The following is a 19,728-nucleotide window of genomic DNA, read 5'->3' as shown; positions in this document are numbered from 1 at the left end:
GAGATTAGCTACATCTTGTGAATGATAACTAGGAGGAGCCGTGTGCGTGAATAGCGCAAGCACGGTTCTGCGAGGGGGGAGAAACACAATCTACCGCGAGGTAGAGAGGTTCTCTTCTACTCAACTACTTGAAGAAGGAATACCATTAGAATGGATTGTAAGAAAATTCAAAAAGAGGGTAAGTAATGTTTGCTTATAAATATAAGAGCTTAATGGAGGATTTTATAAACGAAGTAATCACAGTTGATGATTTTGAACGTGAGTATCTAATTACTTTTAAAAATGAAACAGAAACAATGGGCAACACGTTATTCGAAATCTTAAACGGAGTTTTTGAAGCAGTTGATTGTTATTGGCACGAATGTCTTCCAGGACAAGAAACTGCTTTTGAAATATCCGAACAGCAACTAAGAAAAGAGTAAATGAAGCTTTGGTTAAATTAAATAGTTTATTGAAAAACCTTTAAATTTTTTCAACTAATGGGGTGCTTATGTTAAAGATGGAATGGCTGCGGCTAACGGGTTCCCTTTTGAGGTGCAAACATTGCAAATCACATCACATTTTTTGTCACTAATATCAATGCAATTCTCAATGGAATTCTCTAATTAAATAACAATAATAAACGCAGAGAAGGGATAGCTTAATCGCTATCCCTTCATCTTAATTTCACTATCTAATCCCGTTGGTAGAAGAAAGTTGTTGTCTGTTTTTATTAAGTGTCTTCGTCGCTTTTGTACTCCAAAATATCACCTGGTTGACAATCCAAAGTCCTACATATCGCTTCTAATGTTGAAAAACGAACCGCTTTTGCTTTCCCATTTTTCAGAATGGAAAGATTCGCCATCGTAATCCCAACCCTCTCCGAAAGCTCCGTTACGCTCATTTTTCGTTTTGCTAACATCACATCAATATTAATAATAATTGCCATTTCCTCCACCTCAAACCGTTAAATCATTTTCTGATTTTATATTAATAGCTTCTTGTAAAAGCCTTTGGAGAACAGCAGCAAAAACGGCGATCACCATAGAGGCGAAAATAATGACCAATCCGATTGGTATAAAACTTGGAGGGTCAACTTTTTCCGCCATGAGATAGTAGAGTGGCATACCTAGCAGGTACAAGGTACTGATCGTGATGGCACAGTATTTTATATTCTTTAAAGCCTTTACCGATAATTCCGAGAACGCTTGGTTCTTATCAATATAGCTTAAAAGTTTAAAAGCTTGATACAGAGCAAAGTAAAAAGGTATCGCTGCCGCATACATATCGATTAAAACGAGAGATTTCATATAAGCAATATCTGGATACGATTCTCCAGCAAAATTCCCGATCTTAGGTACCAAAAATATGCACAATGCAAGAACTGGGATTCCTATGAAAATAACAGCTAGCTTTAAAAAGAGTGTCGTAACTTGTTTCATAAAAAGCACCTCGCTTATTTAATGACAACATGATTTTATCATATTATTTATCGTTTTACAATAAAATCGTATTGTTTTTTATTATATTATTATTGTTATTGAAATATCCTTTTAATTTTGACAAAAATAAAAAGCATTTTTCATTACAAAGAAATGCTCTTACTTTAAAATGTTAAATTTACAACTTGTTCAACAAAACTTCCAAATAGTTTAATAAAGTAAATCAACAACGAAAGATAACAGAACCTACTTAAAATAGATAATATCCTTCATCGTAAATTGTTTATCGGCAATCCCCATCTTTGAGCTATTTTTTCAGACGTACTGATGCTCGTAATGGGACAGCAAATTCTATAGGACCTGTTTGAGGAACTAATTTAGGTCCAACTGTAGGATATCCAACAGGAGTGATTCGCTTAGCTTTACCAGCCCCACAACCAATTTGCAAAACGCTACCATTGCCCATCCCACCAATTTTCAAAAAACGGATATCAAATGTTTGTTGAAGATGTTCATCCATTTCAATCACCTCTTATTAATATATGATCATGAGTTAGGTTCCGTACTGATAATAATAATGCCAAAAAGTTAAATTCTTGTTTGTGGTTATTGTGGAGGAGAAAAATTCACTTAGATAAATCCAGATCAAGACCAAATGTAAAAAATGTGGTGCAATTCTTGAAAACTTTCTGATTACAAAGTCATGGAAAAGAATTAATTGCGCAATACGAACATGTTGTGAAGAAATGTACTTAAGCTAACGGGTGCAAGAGTTAAACAAGTGGCGGTACTGCGATCCCTTTCATTTTGCACTAACGAAGCAAGTTAGTGAAAGAAGGAATCGTGATTTTAATGTAGAATATTTCTCTGAGGAGTGATTCTATGGATATAAGATTTTCGTTTGTTTTAGACACAGAACCATTTACCAACTTAGCAGAACTAGGATGGAAACTGGGCAAATGGTTACAAAAGATTCGTAGTGGTGTTAGAGAGAATATGGACTTTGATACCATTGACCTTGACGAGGCTATAATCAACTTTCGATATGAGGGTGAAGATAATTGGAGAATTTATTCAATTTGGCAGGAGTTTGAAACAGACAAAATACATTTCCACAACTGTATTAGTAGAAGTTGTAACACATTATCTTCACGAATTGAATAAGGAACTTCACCCAATTGATTACTTTGTTACTCTGGATAAGTACCTTTAGTAAGTAATATCAAAGGAGTGAGGAAGGTAAAATGGATCAATCCTATTTTTATTTAAAACTAGAAACACATCAATTACATATGTCTTATAAAAATGAAGAACGTCGCGTGCGTGTGTTATTGCCGAAAAATTATGATAAAGATGAGGCTAAAAATTATCCAGTTGTCTATATGCAGGATGGACAAAATGTTTTCTACAGTAGTGAAGCTTATAGCGGGTATTCATGGAAAGTAATTCCTGCAATTAAACAAAACCCCGATTTACCGAAGATGATTGTTGTTGGGATAGATAACGCGGGACAAGATCGAATTAATGAATATACGCCTTGGAAAATTACTGAAAGCCCACTTCCTGAAGATATTGAACTAGGCGGAAGAGGCGCGGAGTTTGCTGAGTTTGTCATGACGGTCGTGAAGCCGTTTATCGATAAGCATTACCGAACAAAAGCGGATAAATATCACACTGCGGTTATTGGCAGTTCACTTGGAGGAAATATTTCGGCTTTTATGGGTATTGAATATAAAGATCAAATTGGTGGTTTAGGTATTTTTTCTTTAGCCAATTGGATTACAAGTAAAGCCTTTGACAGTTATATTGCTAGAAAAGAGTTGGATCCTGAACAACGTGTGTACATTCAAGTTGGGACTCAGGAAGGCGATGATACAGATCGGCAAATGATGTATGGTAATATGAAACAGGCATATATCGATTGCTCGCTTAAGTATTATCAACAACTGATAAAAGGCTCTGTTCCAATTGATTACATTCGCTTAAATATTTTTGCGGATGAAGAACATAATGAAAAAGCTTGGGCCAAACATTTGCCAGAATGTTTAAGTTTCTTAAGTGTGAAGTGGTCTTGAATGAACTGAATAATTATATTTGACTAAATTCGAACATAATAGGAATCTATCAATTTTTTGAATATTGTTGAAAGTTTATATTGATTATAATTTGAAATAATTAGTCGTGAAAATAATGAATTTTTTGATTCTGAGAAAGGGGCTTTTTTTATGAATTATATTTTGATATCACCATATTATCCAGGGAATTTTCAACCATTTGCTCATCGTTTAAAAGACGCAGGTGTCAATGTTTTAGGAATTGGCGAAGAGCCATATGACCAATTAGGTTCCGAATTACAAAGCTCTTTAACAGAATATTATCGTGTGAATAATTTAGAAGATGCAGATGAAGTGAAACGTGCTGTTGCATTTTTATTTTATAAACATGGTCCAATTGACCGGATTGAATCCAATAACGAACACTGGTTAGAACTTGATGCGCAGTTGCGTGAGCAATTTAACGTGTACGGCAATAAAACGAATGACTTGAAAAAAGTTAAGTATAAATCTGAAATGAAAAAGCTGTTTAAAAAAGCAGATGTGCCTGTTGTAGAAGGAAGAATCGTTAAAACTAAAGAGGAGTTATCTAAAGCCATTGATGAATTAGGACTGCCAGTTATCGCTAAACCGGATAATGGAGTTGGATCAGCTGCGACCTTTAAATTAAGTTCAGAAGAAGATGTACGTCATTTTGAAGAAGAATGGGGAGAAGCACAAGTGTACTTCTTAGAACCATATGTCGAAGGAGGCGTGCTTTGTACATTTGATGGTTTAGTGGATCAGAAAGGGAACATTGTTTTCCAAACAAGCTTTACCTATAATGTCCCAACTCTGGAACTCGTTAATGGCCAGTTGGATTTAGCTTATGTGATTCAAAAAGAAATTGATCCAAAGCTCGAAACTTATGGAAAGGCGATTGTGAAAGCTTTTGGCATGAAAGAACGCTTTTTCCATATTGAGTTTTTTAAAGTAGAAAATGGAGATTATGTTGCACTTGAATACAATAACCGCTTGGCTGGCGGCTACACGATTGATATGTACAATTTCGCGTACTCCATTGATTTATTTGCACAATATGCTTCTCTTGTGACAGGAGGAGAATTCAAAGAGCCCGATGTCGAAAACAAGTTTTGTGTCGGTGTAACACAGCGTGATGCATATGAGTATAAACATGATACGAAAGCTATTTCTGAACGATTTGGCGACCGTGTGAAGTTTGAACGGCGCATGCCAGATGCATTTGCGGAACTCCAAGGAAATCAATTTTATGCGATTAATGCAGATTCGCAAGAAGAAGTGGATGAGATTATCCGTTTTGTACATGAACGAAAAATAGGGACAGGAGATTTTCTATGCATATAGAACAGTTAAACCATTGGAGTGGCGAATTAGGCCGTGAAATGGTGTTGAACAGATATGGACACAGTGGCATGCCAATTCTAGTTTTTCCTTCATCTGGAGGGACGCATACTGAATACTATGATTTTGGAATGATTGATGTGTGTCATGACTTTATTGAATCCGGAAAAGTTCAGTTTTTTACATTGGCTAGTGTAGATTGCGAAAGTTGGCTGCACGACTCAAAACCGGCACATGACCGTGCATTAGCTCATGAAGCATATGACCGATATGTGATTTCAGAAGCTATCCCATTTATTAAACATAAAACAGGTTGGTTTGATCCTATGATGACAACGGGTTGTAGTATGGGGGCATATCATGCGTTGAACTTTTTCTTGAGACATCCGGATGTCTTCCAAACAGCCGTTGCACTTAGCGGCGTTTACGATGTGCGTTTCTTTTTTGGGGATTACGGAAATGATCCGCTTGTCTACGAAAATTCGCCGAGTGATTACATATGGAATCAAAATGATGGCTGGTTTATTGATCGATATCGTTCAGCAGATATCATTATTTGTACCGGGCTGGGTGATTGGGAACAGGAAGGGCTGCCATCATACTTTACATTAAAAAAAGCCTTTGAAGAAAAACAAATTCCAGCATCGTTTGATGAGTGGGGCGAAGATGTTTCGCATGATTGGATTTGGTGGCGACGCCAAATGCCGTATTATTTAGGAAAATTACTTTAATGAAATGTCAAAAAAACATCAGTACGGTTGAGTCGCTGGTGTTTTTTGAGGGGATTTTTTGATTTTTAGGTTAAATAATTGATGTCGTATTAAAAGTAGCAATAAAGTGGTAATAAACACTTAAATGAGGTGATAAAAAGGCATTAAAATAACAATATACTGTCGTCGTTAAAAGAAACCCATATAATATATTATGGGCAATATTCTCACAAAACATATAAAACCATTTAATATAAAAAATAGAAACCTTCGGTGTCTATTCAGGAGACAAAAACCCCACTATTCATAAGTTCTTCGCTTTATTAATTTGAGTTAGAGTATGCATCGTCCACGAAAATAAATATTTAAAACGAGGGGCTGTCCTATTCTTGGACAGCTCTTGATATTTTTCGGTTGGAGGATTGTGAAGGAATGTACTTACACTAACGGGATGCTTTAGTTCAATAACAAGTAATTAAGGAACGCACATATTATATACATCTAATACGTGCGTTCCTTTTATTATGTTTTTACGTTATTTACCCTAAATATAATATTATGCTTTTGTATCTACTTCATTTCTTTTCAAAATCATTTCTTTATATGAAGTAATTTTATGTTCTAACATTTTATTCGTTTCTTTCAGTGTCTTTAACTGGTTTTCGATGGAACTTTTATGATCTTCTAATAGTTTTAATCGATTAATTGCTGTATGCTCTCCTTCAGTATACAAGAAGGCATACTCTTTGATTTTTGTGATCGGCATTTGCGTCTCTTTTAATTTTAAAACAAATTTTAGCCATTTAAGATGCGATTCAGTATATTTTCTTTCTCCATTTTCATTCCGATCTGGAAGAATGATATTCTCTTTTTCATAGTAACGTAATGTATGTGTGCTAACTCCTACTAGTTGTGCCACTTCGCCAATTGTATACATAAAACCCTCCATTTTTAACCAATGCTAATCAAGTGTAAAAAATAGGTTTGACTTAGAGTTTACTCTAACCACTATAATAAATCCGTAAAAGTTAACAATCAATTTGTTAGTATAACAAAATATTAGGAGGCAATAAAATGAAAAAATATACAGTTATTACAGGTGCAAGTTCTGGTATTGGTTATGAAACAGCTCTTGCTTTTGCTGCTCGCGGTAAAAATTTAGTCATTGTGGCACGTAGAACTGAGGAGCTTGAAAAACTAAAAACAGAGATCGTGAAAGATGTAGAATTAGATGTCGTTATTAAAACAGTTGATTTATCAAATACGAAAAATGCTTATACATTATATGAAGATTTAAAGGGATATGAAATTGAAACGTGGATTAATAACGCAGGATTTGGTAATTTTGCATCAGTTGGAGATCAAAATTTAACTAAAATTGAGACAATGCTTAATTTAAATATCGAGGCTTTAACTATTTTAACTTCTCTTTATGTTCGTGACTATTCATCAGTTGAAGGAACACAATTAATTAACGTTTCATCAGGTGGGGGTTATACGATTATTGGAAATGCAATCACATACTGTGCTTCTAAATTCTATGTAAGTGCCTTTACTGAAGGGCTTGCACATGAATTAAAAGAAAAAGGTGCAAGCATGCAAGCAAAAGTATTAGCTCCTGCTGCAACTGAAACTGAATTTGCAAAAGTATCGAATGATTTAGAAGAAAATGTTAAGTTTGAAGGACTTCTTCCTAAATACCATACAGCCAAAGAAATGGCTGGATTTATGCTTGAACTTTACGATAGCGAAAAAGTAGTTGGAATTGTAGATGGTCTTACTTATGAATTTCAATTAAAAGATCCAATTTATCCTTATGCAGTAAGAATGAGAAGCTAATAAGGTTGATTTATCATCGTGATTCTAAAATTTCTGGATTATTATCCTTATAATTTTATGTATATAAAAAAGTTCTTTACTAATTGTAATATCCTATTAAAAAGAGGTTCTTCCATAAGGAGAACCTTTCATATATTTGTTCAACCAACGGGTGCTTTACTTCAAGATGGGATTCCACAGAGATTACATCTTTTTCTTCTTCAACTAAAGGGCAGTTTACTTGAAGAAGGATTATAGTTATTCAATGGTGAAATAGATTACTTAAAAAGTTCAATCAAACGGAGGTTGGAGTCGACAATGGACCCAAGAAAAATATTTTTAATTGAACTACACGAGATAATAAAAAATAGTTCAGAAGAGATACGAAATCATTTAGTGAGCCCATCCGAAGATAACATTGTATGGGATGAGTTTAAATTGAGCGAAGAAGAAGTAGCTGCTTTAATAAAATATAAATTTGATGATGTAGCCTTATCAGCTATTGAAAAAACAGTCAGAGATACTATTCTTGGGGCATTTCACGATGCTTTTTCTTTATTGGACGCTGTAAGAAACCCAGAAGTTGTTGAGCTTGATGATACTTGGCTTGGATTAACACTTAGCGAGCCTAATGAAGAAGAGGAAGAAGAGAACGAGGGATTTCTCCACGATGAGGTTTATGATGCCTATTGGGATTGGTCGGAACAAAAAAATAAAGATGAAGATTAATAATGAATAAACAGCTTTAGTTCACAATAGTTTGTGATATTTTGTACTTTCGCTAACGGGTGCTAGAGTTCAACAACAAAGGTAGTGTGATTTATTTGGTGGCGTTAAGTATTTTAATTTATTCATGAGTTTTTTCAGTAGTGCTTTATGCGACTACTGTTTTCTTACCTGATACATCCACTACTCTTACAAGCTATACCGGGAACCGTAACTACTCATATGGTACTGTCACTTTCGTAGACTATGACAAAGAAGCAAAGAAAAAATACAAGGTACCAACAAGCACACAAGCTTATAAGACTGCAAGTATCTCTTCTAAGCTAACTGCTAAGAATTATCTAGGAAAAACAGTTAATGTAAAAGTACCTGCTGGCAACGTTATGACAAAGATCAATACTTATTGGACCAAAGACTCATTCAAGTATACTGACTATGTAAAAGTAAAAGGCAAATGGATAAAACAAACAAAGACTGCAACCATATACGTTCCATCTAAATACGTTAAAGGTTACACTTCTTATGTTTGGAAAAAGTACACAAAGAAAGCTACGGGATACTTTTTTACACCTGTCAATAACGGGATTACTTTAGATGAGTATAACTTACTTAGGGTGGGAATAGATTATAATTCTGTGGTACAAGCTACAGGCGAAAAAATGATTTTAACTTCTAAAAGTTCAAAGGATGGTAATTCTTATAAAAGTTATGAATGGGAATATGATGTAACAAAAGATAATAATTGGATTTGGAAATGGGTTTTATTAGACTTTAAGAATGGAAAGCTGGTCTTTAAACATCAATCTGGCTTATATTAAATAACTCTCATGATATAATAATAAGCCCCTCTTCAGTGAGTAAAGGGTTCCGTTTTGAGGTGCTTTTTCAAAAATAATGCACAAAATGACAAGTGAATTGACATAAAAACTGAAAGAAACTCGTCGGCTTTTGACGGGTTTCTTTTTGTGTAAAATATTCTAAAATTATTATACCGGCTAGGTATAATGGACTTGTACAAGTTATTCAACTAACGAAGCAGGTTAGCGCAATAACAATCCAATCGAAGCACGATTTTATCTTTTTTTGAATGTAGTAACAGTTAATTGGAAAAATTAACATCAACATACGTACATACAAACGTTAAGTGACGGAGGTTGAAAAAATTGAAAGTTCATACTCGACTGGTGATTGATGCTGAACCAGAGGTTAAGGAAATGGTAAACCAATAAAATATATAACTGGAAAGTCCATTAAAGAAATCGTTGAAACATTAATACGCCAACAATATCAGAGGATTCAATTGGACAGGGAGATGATTAAAAAATGACAATCGAAGAGGGATTGAGACAAGCTGAGCAAGGGTATCTAAAAATAGTTGAAGCAAATAGTTTGATGGCAGACGCTACAAAGAATGCATTTCTATTTACATGGAGATGGTGGCTTGGCATTGCATTAATCATCATTCCGTGGACACTTTGGTTTATGTTTAGAAAAAAAGAAAGTACAAATCGTTTACTGCTAGCAGGTTTTACTTCTATGCTTCTCTCTTATGCTATAGAAAGCATCGCTATGTCGTTAGGGAAATGGTCGTATCCCTTTAAAGTAGTTCCATTTTCCCCCATGTTGTTTCTTCCTTTTGATCTTTCAATGCTACCAGTGGCCGTCATGTTTTTCATCCAATTGAAACCCAATATTAATCCCTTTATAAAAGCAATTGTTTTTGGTGTGTTAGGCGCATTTGTTTTAGAACCGATTTTTGAAAAGATTCGTTTTTATAATGCCAAAGGTTGGCTTCACACATATGATTTCTTTCTTCATTCTTCCATTTTTTTAACCTCCTACTGGTTAAGTTCAATGAATAATTTCGAAAAAATCAGATCGGATGATAATACTGAACGTGACGTGTAAAGCCCTATAACCATTGAATTTTAGATGCCACCTATTTTCCATTAGAACAAACAGAAAAATCCTTAGAAGCCAAATATGGAGGCCTGCACCAGACAACGCACTGACCGTCTGGAAGCAGGCATGATCGCAGCCTTAACCGTTCCTTCTTGATGAGCTAACTGGTGAACGAGTTAAATCTATCTCCAGTTCAGTTGGAGACGCTTAGAGCAATTTTTGGATGAGATGATTAATTTAGAAGGATGCGACCATAAACATAAATTAACAAAGAGATTTTGTGATTGTGAGGTCCTTTTAAATGTGGTGGATTAGACATAGATTATTTCTTTCACTAACGGGTGCAAAGTTGAAGATCGGGGCTGTCATTAAGGTAGCTTTTCTTATTGAACTAATGAAGCAGTTTTGTGGAAGAAGAAATTGGTGGTAAAACTTTAAATATATTAGAATATGCTTATCCTAATAAGGGGAGGCATAACAGAAAGTGAAGATTATAAAGTTTAAGGTAACTGATACAGAAGAGATTGTTTCTTTGTTTTATGAAACAGTTCATTCCGTAAATTCAAAAGATTATTCCCAAGCAGAATTGGATGCTTGGGCACCAAGAGATGAAAAAGAATCTAAAATGAAATCTTGGAAGGAATCATTGGGTCAAAATATAACATTTGTTGCTAAAGTTAATGACAAAGTTGTTGGTTTTAGCGATTTAACGCATAATGGGCACTTAGATAGACTGTATGTTCATAAAGATTATCAAGGACAAGGTATAGCCACAGCTTTAGTTGGTATGCTTGAATCTGAGGCAAAGAAATTAAATATTTTAGAAATTGATACGGAAGCAAGTATTACAGCTAAGCCATTTTTTGAACACCGAGGCTACAAAATTGTTTGTTCACAAACTGTAGAACGTAAAGGTGTTAAATTGACTAATTTTAATATGATAAAAAAAAATAAAATAATAATTTTGTTATTAAGCTAACGAGTGCAATAGTTTAAGATCTAGCTGTCATTATGGCAGCTTTTCTTATTGTACAACGTGAAGGATAGTGAAAATTGCAAAGTTTTAAGTTCAGATTTAAACTTCGCGTAAATCTGTCGTTATAGGGCAAAATATGTTAGGGTATCGTGCTGACAAGCACTTGCCTATTCAAAATAAGGAGTGAGATGAGTGGCTGATAAAAACGAACGTAACCGTGTCGATAATGATGCTGGCGAAGCGGTAGGAACTGGTGTCGGGGCTGTCGCTGGTGCTGCTTTGGGTTCTGTTCTTGGTCCACTTGGTACCGTTGCAGGAGCTGTTGCAGGAGGAGCGATGGGTAACAAAGTCGGCGAAGGTGCCAATGAGGCTGATGACAGTGTTGCAAACCGAGAAGATTAGACTTTAACCAAAGAGGCACTGAATGAATTGGATTCCCAAAAAGGGAGTCCTTTTTTTTTATTAAGTTAATTCAGCTTTTTTAGGTAAATTCCCAGTAAGATTGTTAATCAATTCCCTTAAAGTAACTGGGTGCTTTAGTTAAAGATCGCTGCTGTCATCGTGGCAGCTTTTTCTTGTTTAACTAACGGCAGGATAGTTGAAGAAGGATTTTAATATTTGAAAGAGAAATTATAAACAAAATACTGTCTTTTGAAGGTGAAACGATTGGGTAACTTAAAAGAACTTACAAGTATATATTACTTAGGAATTGGGTGTGGATTGTGGACTAAAGATGAGGTAATTGACTGGTGTGATAAAGTTATTGAGGCTATTGACAGTCCGCCTTATGAACTTTTAGAAATATCAATGATGTCAAGATCAAGAATTGATGATATAGATAATAAATTTTTTGCATTAAGTGAATTAGTTGATGAATAATACACTTTTAATCTGGTATTATCAATTATTTTTGAAAAACTAAAACTGGAAAAATGGTGCATTACTTATATAAATGAGGTAATACATTTTCTTTTTTAAGTAACAGATCAGTTTAATAACATAAGTAACTTTATTCAGAAATAAATGCTATTAATAATGATAAAATAATAACGTTGGCGGTAGAAACAATATCTAGATGATTAAAGGGAGGAAGAATTATGTCCAATAACGTAAGACCAAGAAAAATAATTTTAGATTTAGCAGTTACTTTAGACGGTTTTATTGAAGGGACAAATGGGGAAGTAGATTGGTGCATAATGGACTCTGAGATGGGGTTTATTGATTTCTTAAATCAAATTGATACAATTTTATATGGAAAAAAAAGCTACGATTTATGGGGACAATTTACTCCTGAAAATGAAAATACGGATATTGAAAAAGAAATTTGGGAATTAGTTCATTGTAAAGAAAAATATGTGTTTTCCAGAACGCAAAAAGGGACTGATAATAAAGCAATATTTATAAATGATAATATTCTTGAAGAAGTAAATAAATTAAAGAAGAAGCCTGGTAAAGACATCTGGCTATATGGCGGGGCAAGTCTAATTACATCTTTTATCAATTTAGGGCTTGTTGATAAATTTAGATTATCTGTTCACCCTGTTATTCTTGGAGAAGGAAAACCGTTATTTATTGATATAAAACAAAGGTTGAATTTAAAAGTGGTTAATACAAGAACGTTCTCCTCTGGCGTTGTGCAACTAATCTATCATATGAATGGGAATTAATAATATTTCAGATTCCAAAGATAAATGCAATAAATATCATTAGAAAATACTCGATAATAATTGTCACTTCTTCAACTAAGGTGCAGGTTAGTGGAACGAGAACAACAAAAACCATCCTATATTGAATGGTTTTTATCTTTATCATAATTTGGTGATATACTAGAGTGTGGTAATATGCGGTCTATTACTTTTTTAGTAAGTGGCATGAGATAATTGAGTATTAGCCCTCCTAAACAAACGGTTAATAAAGTTCCAACGCCAATTGGTCCATTTAAAATCATTGCCATGATTAAGAATACGAGGTATATGAATGTTCTCGAAAAAAAAATATTTGTTCTAGTTAATTCTTGTATGATTAAGGTTAATCGGTCAACTGGAATCGGTGCAAAATTTGTGTGTAAATATGTTGCAGTTCCTAATCCCATAACAACTAAGCCGATTCCAAAACAAACAACTTTGCTGTACCATAGTTCAGGTGTTATCAAATTGTGCAATAAAAAAAGCCACGTATCAATACCAATACCTGTTATAAATGCTGTTAACAACCCCAAAACTTCTGGTCTTTGTCTTTTTAAAAATGAATTACAACCTATCAATAGTAAAGCTATTATTATTTCCCAACTTCCAACAGTAAGTCCCACATTTATGGACAATCCTACCAAAAGTGCATCAAAAGGCGAAGTTCCAAGGTCTGATTGTATAGTGAAAGAAATACCAAGGGTTAAGATTAAAATTCCTAATATATAAATAACATATTTCACTTTACTCGACCTCTTTATCATTATTTACTAGACAATTCTTTGAGCATTAGAATATGTGGGATACCATCTTCTATAAAGATATTAGATGTAGTATGATAACCAAGTTTTTTATAAAAACCTTCTGCCTGTGTTTGTCCATGTAATTTAACCTGCGAGGCTCCCCGTTCTTCTGCGATTTCTTCTAACGATTTTATAATGATTTTTCCAAGACCAAATTTACGGTAAGGTTCCAGGATGCAGATTCTTTCCAATTTACCTACTCCATCAATAAACCTTATCCTTCCCGTTCCGACTGGTTGTTCATTGTAATGGACTAATATGTGTTCGCAAAGTCCATCCAGTGCATCAAATTGATCAAATTCATCCTCTAGTGGTACGCCTTGTTCTTTCACAAATACTTCTTTCCTTATAGCAAATGCTACCCTTAAATCTTCATCAATCGTTGCTCTTTTTGCATTCATTTTTATCAGTCCTTTTACATTAAATTGTCTATTATCATTTTGTTGCAAATGCAATAAAATTAGGTTAAATTTAATTTATATCACTTTTATAGTAAATGCAACAAAAAATGTGAGTAAAGGAGTTAATGATGAAGGAAATTCTTCGTGAAATTGGAATGATAGCAAGGGCATTAGATTCTATAAGTAATTTAGAATTTAAAGAATATGACCTTACAAAAGGGCAGTATTTGTACCTTGTGCGAATATGTGAAAACCCAGGAATCATTCAAGAAAAATTAGCTGAGATGATCAAAGTAGATCGAACAACAGCAGCACGTGCTATAAAAAAACTTGAAATGAATGGCTTTATTGAAAAGAAAGAAGATCAACATAACAAGAAAATTAAAAAACTCTTTCCAACAGAGAAAGGGAAAAATGTTTATCCTTTTATAAAAAGAGAAAATGATTATTCCAATATCGTTGCATTAGAGGGATTTTCCGAAAGAGAAGTAGAAACCATTTTCAATCTTCTTCAAAGAGTAAGAAAAAATATAGAAAAAGACTGGGAATTTGTAAAAAAGGGAAACAAGAGAAATTATTGATTATATAAAGGAGCGACATAGTTAAATGACTATAAATATAAAAAAGTGTACCCTTGAAGATTCATGCAAACTTCAAGAAATTAGTTATGAAACATTTAATGAGACATTTAAGCATCAGAATTCACCGGAAAATATGAATGCCTATTTGGAGAGGGCATTTAACTTAAAACAATTAGAAAAAGAATTATCCAATAGTTCTTCGCAATTCTTTTTTGTTTATTTTAATAATGAAGTCGCTGGATATTTAAAGGTCAATACCAATGAAGCTCAGTCTGAAGAAATGGGTGATGAATCACTTGAAATCGAGAGGATTTATATAAAGAACAAATTTCAAAAACATGGGCTAGGTAAATATCTGCTAAATAAAGCAATGGAAATTACGATGGAACGTAAGAAAAAGAAAATCTGGCTAGGCGTATGGGAAAAAAATGAAAATGCTTTTGCTTTTTATAAAAAAATGGGGTTTGTTCAAACTGGAGCCCACTCTTTTTATATGGGTGATGAAGAACAAATGGACTTTATAATGACCAAAACACTTATATAACTTTTTTGAAAGGTGGAATCATTATGTATATACCTAAACATTTTAAAATCGATGATGAACATATTATTTATGACTTTATCGAAAAGTATGGCTTTGCAACTTTATTTTCTCAGCATAACGGGGAACCATACGCTACACATCTTCCATTGATATTAAATAAATCTGATAATGCTTTATATGGTCATTTTGCTCGTCCGAACGAACAATGGAAGGATGCTGAAAACCAACAAGTTCTTGTGGTTTTCCAAGGTCCACACTGTTATATTTCACCTTCTTGGTACGAAACAATGAAAGCAGTGCCTACTTGGAATTATGTGTCCATCCATTTATATGGGAAGATGGAGATTATCGAAGATGAAAAAGTGATATTCGATTCTTTAAATGACTTAGTAAATAAATATGAACGTCTAGATAGTCCATACAATTTAAATGGTGTAGAACCGAGTTTTATCGAAGGAATGAGTAAAGGAATTGTAGCGTTCAGAATAAAAATCTCAAAAATTGAAGCAAAAGCTAAATTAAGCCAAAATCACCCTGTGGAACGACAAGAGTTAATTATTAAGAACCTAGAAAACACTTCTAAACAGGATAACATACAAGTGGCATCTCTTATGAGAAAAAATGTACAAAAATATAAATAACGATAGCCATTGCGTCACCTTAACGGGTGGCGTTTTATTATTATAAAAGAAATAAAAAAGCGTCTTTTAGACGCATCTGTTAATGCTTACTATATTCAAGGATTTCTTGCACTTATATAGTATGAAGGTTGTCTTAAAAAGAAATGGAAAAAAGGAGTTTTGTAAAATAAAAATGAAAAAAACCACCCTTAGATTTTAAGGATGGCCTTCAAGGTAAATCAATCCATTGGAGGAAGTCTTTCGTTACTATTGTGTCGTACATAACCTTTTTGTATACATAAAGAACATTTGTTCGTATATAATATAGGTAAAGGAGGCGATTATATGGCGATACGTGATCGTGGTATGGTTAAATGGCAAGCGGCATTTCAGTTACCAGAACTAGCAAAAACTCAGCAAAATTTCTGGCGTGATACTGAGCGGATGAGGAAACCGATAGTAGATGAGCATGAAACGGAAGAATTCGACCTGCGCATAATCTACGCAATGGAATACAACCATTCGGTAAAGCTTAGTGTATGGGAGGACGGTTTTACTAGGGACATAACGGGCCAAGTGCATTATGTCGATCCATTGACGAAGGAGCTGCGCATTGAAGTAAAGCCTGGCGAGTTTGAGCGGATTGCATTCGATCGTGTTGTCGGAGTGAAGGTCGTGAATTAGAGCGGAGTATTTAAAAATGTAAATTTCTTCTTAAACTCTCTTATGCTCGCAATGGAAGAGAACGCCGTCAAGAATCCTCACAAAATCCTTGAGGTAAAACGTGTCATCTAAGAGGGTGATATCGTTGCGGTTCACTCCCATGTTAAAGCAAAAGCAAGATGACCTTGGAGGAGCTGTGGTCCATATCTTCCGCTTCCATAACGACCTCATCGTCGAATTCTGAGATGTGGGTCAGCCGATACCCGAGAATTCTCCAAAGGAGAATGGCATGTTCTGATCTGGATTTTGTTGTCATGGAAAAGGGGCTTTCGTTGAACAAAGGGTTGCTACGGTAGCCCTTTTCTTATTTTGATAGAAAGATTGTGAAGAATTGTACTTAAAGTAACTGGGTGCAAGAGTTAAAGATTGGGTTGGCTGCGGCGATCCCTTTTTTTATTGCACTAACGGAGCAGTTCAATAAGAATAGTAATCTAGTTACAATAAGATGAACATAAAAATTATCTGAAAGCAAATATGTTGCCGACAACATAAAAAAGATGTTAGATTAATTATGTTGCTGGCAACGTAATTTGAAAAGGAGTGTATATAAATGAAAAAAATATGGAGCAAAACGAAGGTTGGAAACTTAGAATTACCTCATCGTTTAGCGATGGCACCAATGACTCGTAGTAGAGCACAAGAAGATGGAACACCAGGGGAACTAAGCTCAATTTATTATGCTCAAAGAGCTTCGATTGGGTTAATAATAAGTGAAGGTACGCAACCTTCTGATGATGGTCAAGGTTATTTATGGTCACCTGGTATTTATACTAAAAAGCATATTGAAGGATGGAAAAAAGTAACGGATGCCGTGCATGAAGCAGGTGGATATATGTATATTCAATTAATGCATGCTGGTCGTATGTCACATCCTGACAATACACCACATCATCGTCAAGCAGTTGCACCATCTGCAATCGCTCCAGGTGTGCAAATGTTTACTGCTAAAGGAATGCAAGAAGTTCCAGTGCCACGTGAGTTAAGTGAAGAAGAAATTCAAACAACAATTGCGGATTTCCGCAAAGCCGCAGCCGCAGCCATAGAAGCTGGTGCTGATGGAGTTGAAATTCATGGAGCAAATGGCTACTTAATTCATCAATTCATATCTGAAAACGCAAATGTTCGTACAGATAATTATGGTGGTTCAATCGAAAATCGTGCAAGATTTGCTATTGAAGTAGCCGCTGCTGTTGCGGAGGAAATTGGTGCTGAACGTACTGGTTTCCGTATCTCACCAGGAAACTTAGCGTATATGGGAATTGATGAAGGCGAAAGTGGTTTAGACCTATACAAATACCTTATCCCAGAGTTGGCAAAACTAAATCTAGCTTATTTACATGTAATGCATTTAGGTAATGATGACTTTTTAAAAGAAATTCGTGCACTTTGGTCTAATCCATTATTAGTAAATCGTTCTGGTAGACCACTTGATCAAATTGATGTGGATATTGAAGCGAATCTTGCAGATGTTGCTCCAGTCGGTGCATGGGCATTAGCTAATCCAGATTTAGTAGGACGTCTTAAAAAAGGTGCACCATTGAATGAGCCTGACCTTACAACCTTCTTTGGTGGAGATAGTAAAGGTTATACGGATTATCCAACGATGAGTGAGTTAGAATCTCAATAAGGATTGAATAATATGACAAAAAATCAAGATACTACAAACAGATGGGAAGTTGAGGGAATTGCTAATTCCTCTAAATTTCCAGTAAGCTTTGCGATCATTGAACTCGTGCGTTTTCATCGGACGATGGCATCTGACTTACTCCGAGAAATTGGATTATTCCCAGGTCAAGAACTATTATTAATGCAATTATGGCATACCGATAATCAATCACAGAAATCTTTAGGAAATTCTTTGGGTATAAACCATACAACTGTTACAAAGTCGGTTCAGAGACTTGAAGAGGCGGGCCTTGTAACTAGAAAACGTTCTGATTTGGACAAACGAGTGACACTTGTTTCTCTTACCCAAGCGGGAATGGATCTAAAAGAAGATGTGTTTAATATTTGGAGAACACTTGAAAGTACGGTCACTGAAAATCTTTCAGACGAAGAAAAAAGCGTATTTTTGGATTTAGTTAAGAGGATATTAAATAAAGGCTAAAACATATACGATTCCAATGAAGGTGTGTTATTTCAAATTAACACACCTTTTCGTTCGTTTTTAAACCTAAAGAATGATGATACATAAATTGGTATCTCCTTTTTATTTATAAAGAAGATTGTGAAGGATTGTCCTTAAACTATCGGGTTCAAGATTTGAAGAGCTAGCCGCCAATTTTGGTGGCTTTTCTTATTGAGCAAACGAAGCAGGTTAGCTGAAGAAGGATATTAAATAAACGAACCTCAGTGAGGAAAGATTAATACTGAGGTGTTCATATGAAAAAGCCAATATCTATCTTAATCATTTTATGTATTATGGTATTTGTATCTCCCAATTTCTCAAATGTTACTGAATTACCTCACGACGTATTAGAAAAAGAGTTAATTAAGCTATTACAAGGACCTATCCTCTCTGTCGTGAGTACAGATTGGTTTAGAGGCAATGAAAAAAGATTAGAAATAAAAAACGACGACCAGAACAATGATATATTTTACGTTAGGGTTCAAGTAGTAACTTTCCAAGGTCTACATAACCCGCCTTTATATGAAAGAGAAAATAACGTTTAAAATTATAGGTAATAAAATTAAACCAATTGATTATTTCAACCGAGTTATACCAGAAAATGAGTGGAATAACTAACGGGGGTAGTATAGTTGAAAAAGGAATTTAAATTTATATCTCGAATATCTAATTTAATCGGATAGCTAAAAATTTGATGACAGAAAGGAGTTAGATAAGATGATAAAAGGTTTCGGAGGAATATTTTGGAGAACTAAGAATCTTGAAGTTATAAAAAAATGGTACAGTGAAGTGTTGAAGATTGATGAAATAGATAATTGGAATGGGACTGTGATAAAACCCCAATTAGGAAATGAGACTATCTTTTCTTTCTTTACCGAGAATGACAGTTATTTTCCAACAGAACAACAAGTGATGTTAAATTTCCAAGTACATAATCTAAACGAGACTATTAAGCATCTTGAACATATTGGTGTACCTCTTGCAAAGAAAAAAGAAATTAGTGAATTTGGAAAGTTTATTTGGATTGAAGATCCTGAAGGTCGACTGGTCGAGCTTTGGGAGAAATAACGAGTTGTAATTCATTTGCTATTGAGTTAACGGGTGCAAGAGTTAAATAAGGGACCGCTGCGGCGATCCCTGTTTCTTGTTGTGCTCCCTCAGTTAGATACGATTATCTCTCGAATACTCACTTATTCGCAGGAATTCAAATCACTTGAATGATCAATAAGCCGTGGAATGAATGAGTAATTAGCATTTTGGCTACATGAAGGCGT

Annotated in this window: 27 protein-coding genes and 1 pseudogene; 22 read left to right on the top strand and 6 right to left on the bottom strand. The window is 34.6% G+C overall.

All coding sequences use genetic code 11. The annotated features are described in order from the left end of the window. The first annotated feature begins 185 nt into the window (after nt 1-185). On the top strand, nt 186-422 hold the full coding sequence (locus KW850_RS30940) for a colicin immunity domain-containing protein (RefSeq protein WP_256358556.1): 237 nt from the start codon (nt 186-188) through the stop codon (nt 420-422). Between the two features lie 290 nt (nt 423-712). On the opposite strand, the gene KW850_RS30935 is transcribed toward KW850_RS30940, so the two are convergent. The 3 genes from KW850_RS30935 to KW850_RS30925 form a co-directional block, all read right to left on the bottom strand. Then, on the bottom strand, nt 713-928 hold the full coding sequence (locus KW850_RS30935; RefSeq protein ID WP_218351488.1) for a helix-turn-helix domain-containing protein: 216 nt from the start codon (nt 926-928) through the stop codon (nt 713-715). 10 nt (nt 929-938) lie between these two features. Then, nucleotides 939-1,421 (bottom strand): DUF2975 domain-containing protein, encoded by a 483-nt coding sequence (locus KW850_RS30930; protein WP_218351487.1) that lies wholly within the window; start codon nt 1,419-1,421, stop codon nt 939-941. A 307-nt stretch (nt 1,422-1,728) separates the two neighbouring features. Further along, nucleotides 1,729-1,941, bottom strand: a complete 213-nt coding sequence (locus tag KW850_RS30925; RefSeq protein WP_218351486.1) for a spore germination protein GerPB — start codon at nt 1,939-1,941, stop codon at nt 1,729-1,731. Nucleotides 1,942-2,303: 362 nt separating this feature from the next. Here KW850_RS30925 and KW850_RS30920 point away from each other — a divergent pair, with 362 nt between their 5' ends. The 4 genes from KW850_RS30920 (at nt 2,304) to KW850_RS30905 (ending at nt 5,568) form a co-directional block, all read left to right on the top strand. After that, nucleotides 2,304-2,585: a DUF7878 domain-containing protein gene (locus KW850_RS30920; protein WP_218351485.1), complete on the top strand. Its 282-nt coding sequence runs from the start codon at nt 2,304-2,306 to the stop codon at nt 2,583-2,585. An 80-nt stretch (nt 2,586-2,665) separates the two neighbouring features. Further along, the gene (locus KW850_RS30915; protein ID WP_218351484.1) at nt 2,666-3,496 is read left to right on the top strand and encodes an alpha/beta hydrolase; all 831 of its coding nucleotides are present in this window, start codon (nt 2,666-2,668) and stop codon (nt 3,494-3,496) included. Between the two features lie 150 nt (nt 3,497-3,646). Beyond that, nucleotides 3,647-4,840 (top strand): ATP-grasp domain-containing protein, encoded by a 1,194-nt coding sequence (locus KW850_RS30910; RefSeq protein WP_218351483.1) that lies wholly within the window; start codon nt 3,647-3,649, stop codon nt 4,838-4,840. Beyond that, entirely contained in the window at nt 4,831-5,568 is a 738-nt protein-coding gene (locus tag KW850_RS30905) for an esterase family protein (RefSeq protein ID WP_218351482.1), read from the top strand. Before KW850_RS30910 ends, KW850_RS30905 begins: the two co-directional genes overlap by 10 nt. 535 nt (nt 5,569-6,103) lie before the next feature. Here the strand turns inward: KW850_RS30905 and KW850_RS30900 are convergent. Then, nucleotides 6,104-6,484, bottom strand: coding sequence for a MerR family transcriptional regulator (locus KW850_RS30900; protein WP_218351481.1), 381 nt, complete (start codon nt 6,482-6,484; stop codon nt 6,104-6,106). A 137-nt stretch (nt 6,485-6,621) separates the two neighbouring features. Between KW850_RS30900 and KW850_RS30895 the strand changes: the two genes are divergently transcribed. From KW850_RS30895 to KW850_RS30860, 8 genes are all read left to right on the top strand, one after another. Next, nucleotides 6,622-7,386: an SDR family NAD(P)-dependent oxidoreductase gene (locus KW850_RS30895; RefSeq protein ID WP_218351480.1), complete on the top strand. Its 765-nt coding sequence runs from the start codon at nt 6,622-6,624 to the stop codon at nt 7,384-7,386. 297 nt (nt 7,387-7,683) lie between these two features. Next, nucleotides 7,684-8,094, top strand: coding sequence for a hypothetical protein (locus tag KW850_RS30890; protein WP_218351479.1), 411 nt, complete (start codon nt 7,684-7,686; stop codon nt 8,092-8,094). Nucleotides 8,095-8,234: 140 nt separating this feature from the next. Beyond that, nucleotides 8,235-8,909 carry a hypothetical protein gene (locus KW850_RS30885; protein ID WP_218351478.1) on the top strand — a complete coding sequence of 225 codons (675 nt, stop codon included), beginning with the start codon at nt 8,235-8,237 and terminating at the stop codon, nt 8,907-8,909. A gap of 505 nt (nt 8,910-9,414) precedes the next feature. Further along, the gene (locus KW850_RS30880; RefSeq protein WP_218351477.1) at nt 9,415-9,999 is read left to right on the top strand and encodes a CBO0543 family protein; all 585 of its coding nucleotides are present in this window, start codon (nt 9,415-9,417) and stop codon (nt 9,997-9,999) included. Nucleotides 10,000-10,477: 478 nt separating this feature from the next. After that, nucleotides 10,478-10,972: a GNAT family N-acetyltransferase gene (locus KW850_RS30875; protein ID WP_218351476.1), complete on the top strand. Its 495-nt coding sequence runs from the start codon at nt 10,478-10,480 to the stop codon at nt 10,970-10,972. 189 nt (nt 10,973-11,161) lie between these two features. Beyond that, the gene (locus KW850_RS30870) at nt 11,162-11,371 is read left to right on the top strand and encodes a glycine zipper domain-containing protein (RefSeq protein WP_218351475.1); all 210 of its coding nucleotides are present in this window, start codon (nt 11,162-11,164) and stop codon (nt 11,369-11,371) included. A 264-nt stretch (nt 11,372-11,635) separates the two neighbouring features. After that, nucleotides 11,636-11,848, top strand: a complete 213-nt coding sequence (locus KW850_RS30865; RefSeq protein WP_218351474.1) for a hypothetical protein — start codon at nt 11,636-11,638, stop codon at nt 11,846-11,848. 218 nt (nt 11,849-12,066) lie between these two features. Beyond that, nucleotides 12,067-12,636, top strand: coding sequence for a dihydrofolate reductase family protein (locus KW850_RS30860; RefSeq protein ID WP_218351473.1), 570 nt, complete (start codon nt 12,067-12,069; stop codon nt 12,634-12,636). A 116-nt stretch (nt 12,637-12,752) separates the two neighbouring features. Here the strand turns inward: KW850_RS30860 and KW850_RS30855 are convergent, their stop codons facing one another. After that, nucleotides 12,753-13,397 (bottom strand): YczE/YyaS/YitT family protein, encoded by a 645-nt coding sequence (locus KW850_RS30855; RefSeq protein WP_218351472.1) that lies wholly within the window; start codon nt 13,395-13,397, stop codon nt 12,753-12,755. Between the two features lie 20 nt (nt 13,398-13,417). Next, on the bottom strand, nt 13,418-13,858 hold the full coding sequence (locus KW850_RS30850) for a GNAT family N-acetyltransferase (protein WP_218351471.1): 441 nt from the start codon (nt 13,856-13,858) through the stop codon (nt 13,418-13,420). Nucleotides 13,859-13,986: 128 nt separating this feature from the next. Between KW850_RS30850 and KW850_RS30845 the strand changes: the two genes are divergently transcribed. The 9 genes and pseudogenes from KW850_RS30845 (at nt 13,987) to KW850_RS30810 (ending at nt 19,522) form a co-directional block, all read left to right on the top strand. Then, nucleotides 13,987-14,439, top strand: coding sequence for a MarR family winged helix-turn-helix transcriptional regulator (locus KW850_RS30845; protein ID WP_218351470.1), 453 nt, complete (start codon nt 13,987-13,989; stop codon nt 14,437-14,439). 25 nt (nt 14,440-14,464) lie between these two features. Beyond that, nucleotides 14,465-14,983 (top strand): spermidine/spermine N(1)-acetyltransferase, encoded by a 519-nt coding sequence (gene paiA, locus KW850_RS30840; protein WP_218351469.1) that lies wholly within the window; start codon nt 14,465-14,467, stop codon nt 14,981-14,983. Between the two features lie 23 nt (nt 14,984-15,006). Continuing rightward, nucleotides 15,007-15,624 carry an FMN-binding negative transcriptional regulator gene (locus KW850_RS30835; RefSeq protein WP_218351468.1) on the top strand — a complete coding sequence of 206 codons (618 nt, stop codon included), beginning with the start codon at nt 15,007-15,009 and terminating at the stop codon, nt 15,622-15,624. Nucleotides 15,625-15,948: 324 nt separating this feature from the next. Continuing rightward, a complete protein-coding gene (locus KW850_RS30830) occupies nt 15,949-16,287 on the top strand; it encodes a YolD-like family protein (RefSeq protein ID WP_218351467.1) in 339 nt (112 codons plus the stop codon). Nucleotides 16,288-16,320: 33 nt separating this feature from the next. Then, nucleotides 16,321-16,510: pseudogene (locus KW850_RS33705) on the top strand (nuclear transport factor 2 family protein); the annotation flags it as partial. A gap of 366 nt (nt 16,511-16,876) precedes the next feature. Then, nucleotides 16,877-17,953 carry an alkene reductase gene (locus KW850_RS30825; protein ID WP_218351466.1) on the top strand — a complete coding sequence of 359 codons (1,077 nt, stop codon included), beginning with the start codon at nt 16,877-16,879 and terminating at the stop codon, nt 17,951-17,953. Between the two features lie 12 nt (nt 17,954-17,965). Beyond that, nucleotides 17,966-18,433, top strand: coding sequence for a MarR family winged helix-turn-helix transcriptional regulator (locus KW850_RS30820; protein ID WP_218351465.1), 468 nt, complete (start codon nt 17,966-17,968; stop codon nt 18,431-18,433). Nucleotides 18,434-18,708: 275 nt separating this feature from the next. Beyond that, the gene (locus tag KW850_RS30815; RefSeq protein WP_218351464.1) at nt 18,709-18,999 is read left to right on the top strand and encodes a hypothetical protein; all 291 of its coding nucleotides are present in this window, start codon (nt 18,709-18,711) and stop codon (nt 18,997-18,999) included. Between the two features lie 172 nt (nt 19,000-19,171). Further along, nucleotides 19,172-19,522 carry a VOC family protein gene (locus KW850_RS30810; RefSeq protein ID WP_218351463.1) on the top strand — a complete coding sequence of 117 codons (351 nt, stop codon included), beginning with the start codon at nt 19,172-19,174 and terminating at the stop codon, nt 19,520-19,522. Nucleotides 19,523-19,728 lie beyond the last annotated feature (206 nt).

The sequence above is a fragment of the Bacillus sp. sid0103 genome, assembly GCF_019219025.1.
Note: the sequence above shows the minus strand (reverse complement) of the source record. Positions and strands in the feature narration are given on the sequence as shown.

Coding starts and splice junctions, on each gene's coding strand:
- KW850_RS30940 (WP_256358556.1), top strand. CDS start 186: ATGTTTGCTTATAAATATAAGAGCTTAATGGAGGATTTTATAAACGAA.
- KW850_RS30935 (WP_218351488.1), bottom strand. CDS start 928: ATGGCAATTATTATTAATATTGATGTGATGTTAGCAAAACGAAAAATG.
- KW850_RS30930 (WP_218351487.1), bottom strand. CDS start 1,421: ATGAAACAAGTTACGACACTCTTTTTAAAGCTAGCTGTTATTTTCATA.
- KW850_RS30925 (WP_218351486.1), bottom strand. CDS start 1,941: ATGGATGAACATCTTCAACAAACATTTGATATCCGTTTTTTGAAAATT.
- KW850_RS30920 (WP_218351485.1), top strand. CDS start 2,304: ATGGATATAAGATTTTCGTTTGTTTTAGACACAGAACCATTTACCAAC.
- KW850_RS30915 (WP_218351484.1), top strand. CDS start 2,666: ATGGATCAATCCTATTTTTATTTAAAACTAGAAACACATCAATTACAT.
- KW850_RS30910 (WP_218351483.1), top strand. CDS start 3,647: ATGAATTATATTTTGATATCACCATATTATCCAGGGAATTTTCAACCA.
- KW850_RS30905 (WP_218351482.1), top strand. CDS start 4,831: ATGCATATAGAACAGTTAAACCATTGGAGTGGCGAATTAGGCCGTGAA.
- KW850_RS30900 (WP_218351481.1), bottom strand. CDS start 6,484: ATGTATACAATTGGCGAAGTGGCACAACTAGTAGGAGTTAGCACACAT.
- KW850_RS30895 (WP_218351480.1), top strand. CDS start 6,622: ATGAAAAAATATACAGTTATTACAGGTGCAAGTTCTGGTATTGGTTAT.
- KW850_RS30890 (WP_218351479.1), top strand. CDS start 7,684: ATGGACCCAAGAAAAATATTTTTAATTGAACTACACGAGATAATAAAA.
- KW850_RS30880 (WP_218351477.1), top strand. CDS start 9,415: ATGACAATCGAAGAGGGATTGAGACAAGCTGAGCAAGGGTATCTAAAA.
- KW850_RS30860 (WP_218351473.1), top strand. CDS start 12,067: ATGTCCAATAACGTAAGACCAAGAAAAATAATTTTAGATTTAGCAGTT.
- KW850_RS30850 (WP_218351471.1), bottom strand. CDS start 13,858: ATGAATGCAAAAAGAGCAACGATTGATGAAGATTTAAGGGTAGCATTT.
- KW850_RS30845 (WP_218351470.1), top strand. CDS start 13,987: ATGAAGGAAATTCTTCGTGAAATTGGAATGATAGCAAGGGCATTAGAT.
- paiA (WP_218351469.1), top strand. CDS start 14,465: ATGACTATAAATATAAAAAAGTGTACCCTTGAAGATTCATGCAAACTT.
- KW850_RS30835 (WP_218351468.1), top strand. CDS start 15,007: ATGTATATACCTAAACATTTTAAAATCGATGATGAACATATTATTTAT.
- KW850_RS30830 (WP_218351467.1), top strand. CDS start 15,949: ATGGCGATACGTGATCGTGGTATGGTTAAATGGCAAGCGGCATTTCAG.
- KW850_RS30825 (WP_218351466.1), top strand. CDS start 16,877: ATGAAAAAAATATGGAGCAAAACGAAGGTTGGAAACTTAGAATTACCT.
- KW850_RS30820 (WP_218351465.1), top strand. CDS start 17,966: ATGACAAAAAATCAAGATACTACAAACAGATGGGAAGTTGAGGGAATT.
- KW850_RS30815 (WP_218351464.1), top strand. CDS start 18,709: ATGAAAAAGCCAATATCTATCTTAATCATTTTATGTATTATGGTATTT.
- KW850_RS30810 (WP_218351463.1), top strand. CDS start 19,172: ATGATAAAAGGTTTCGGAGGAATATTTTGGAGAACTAAGAATCTTGAA.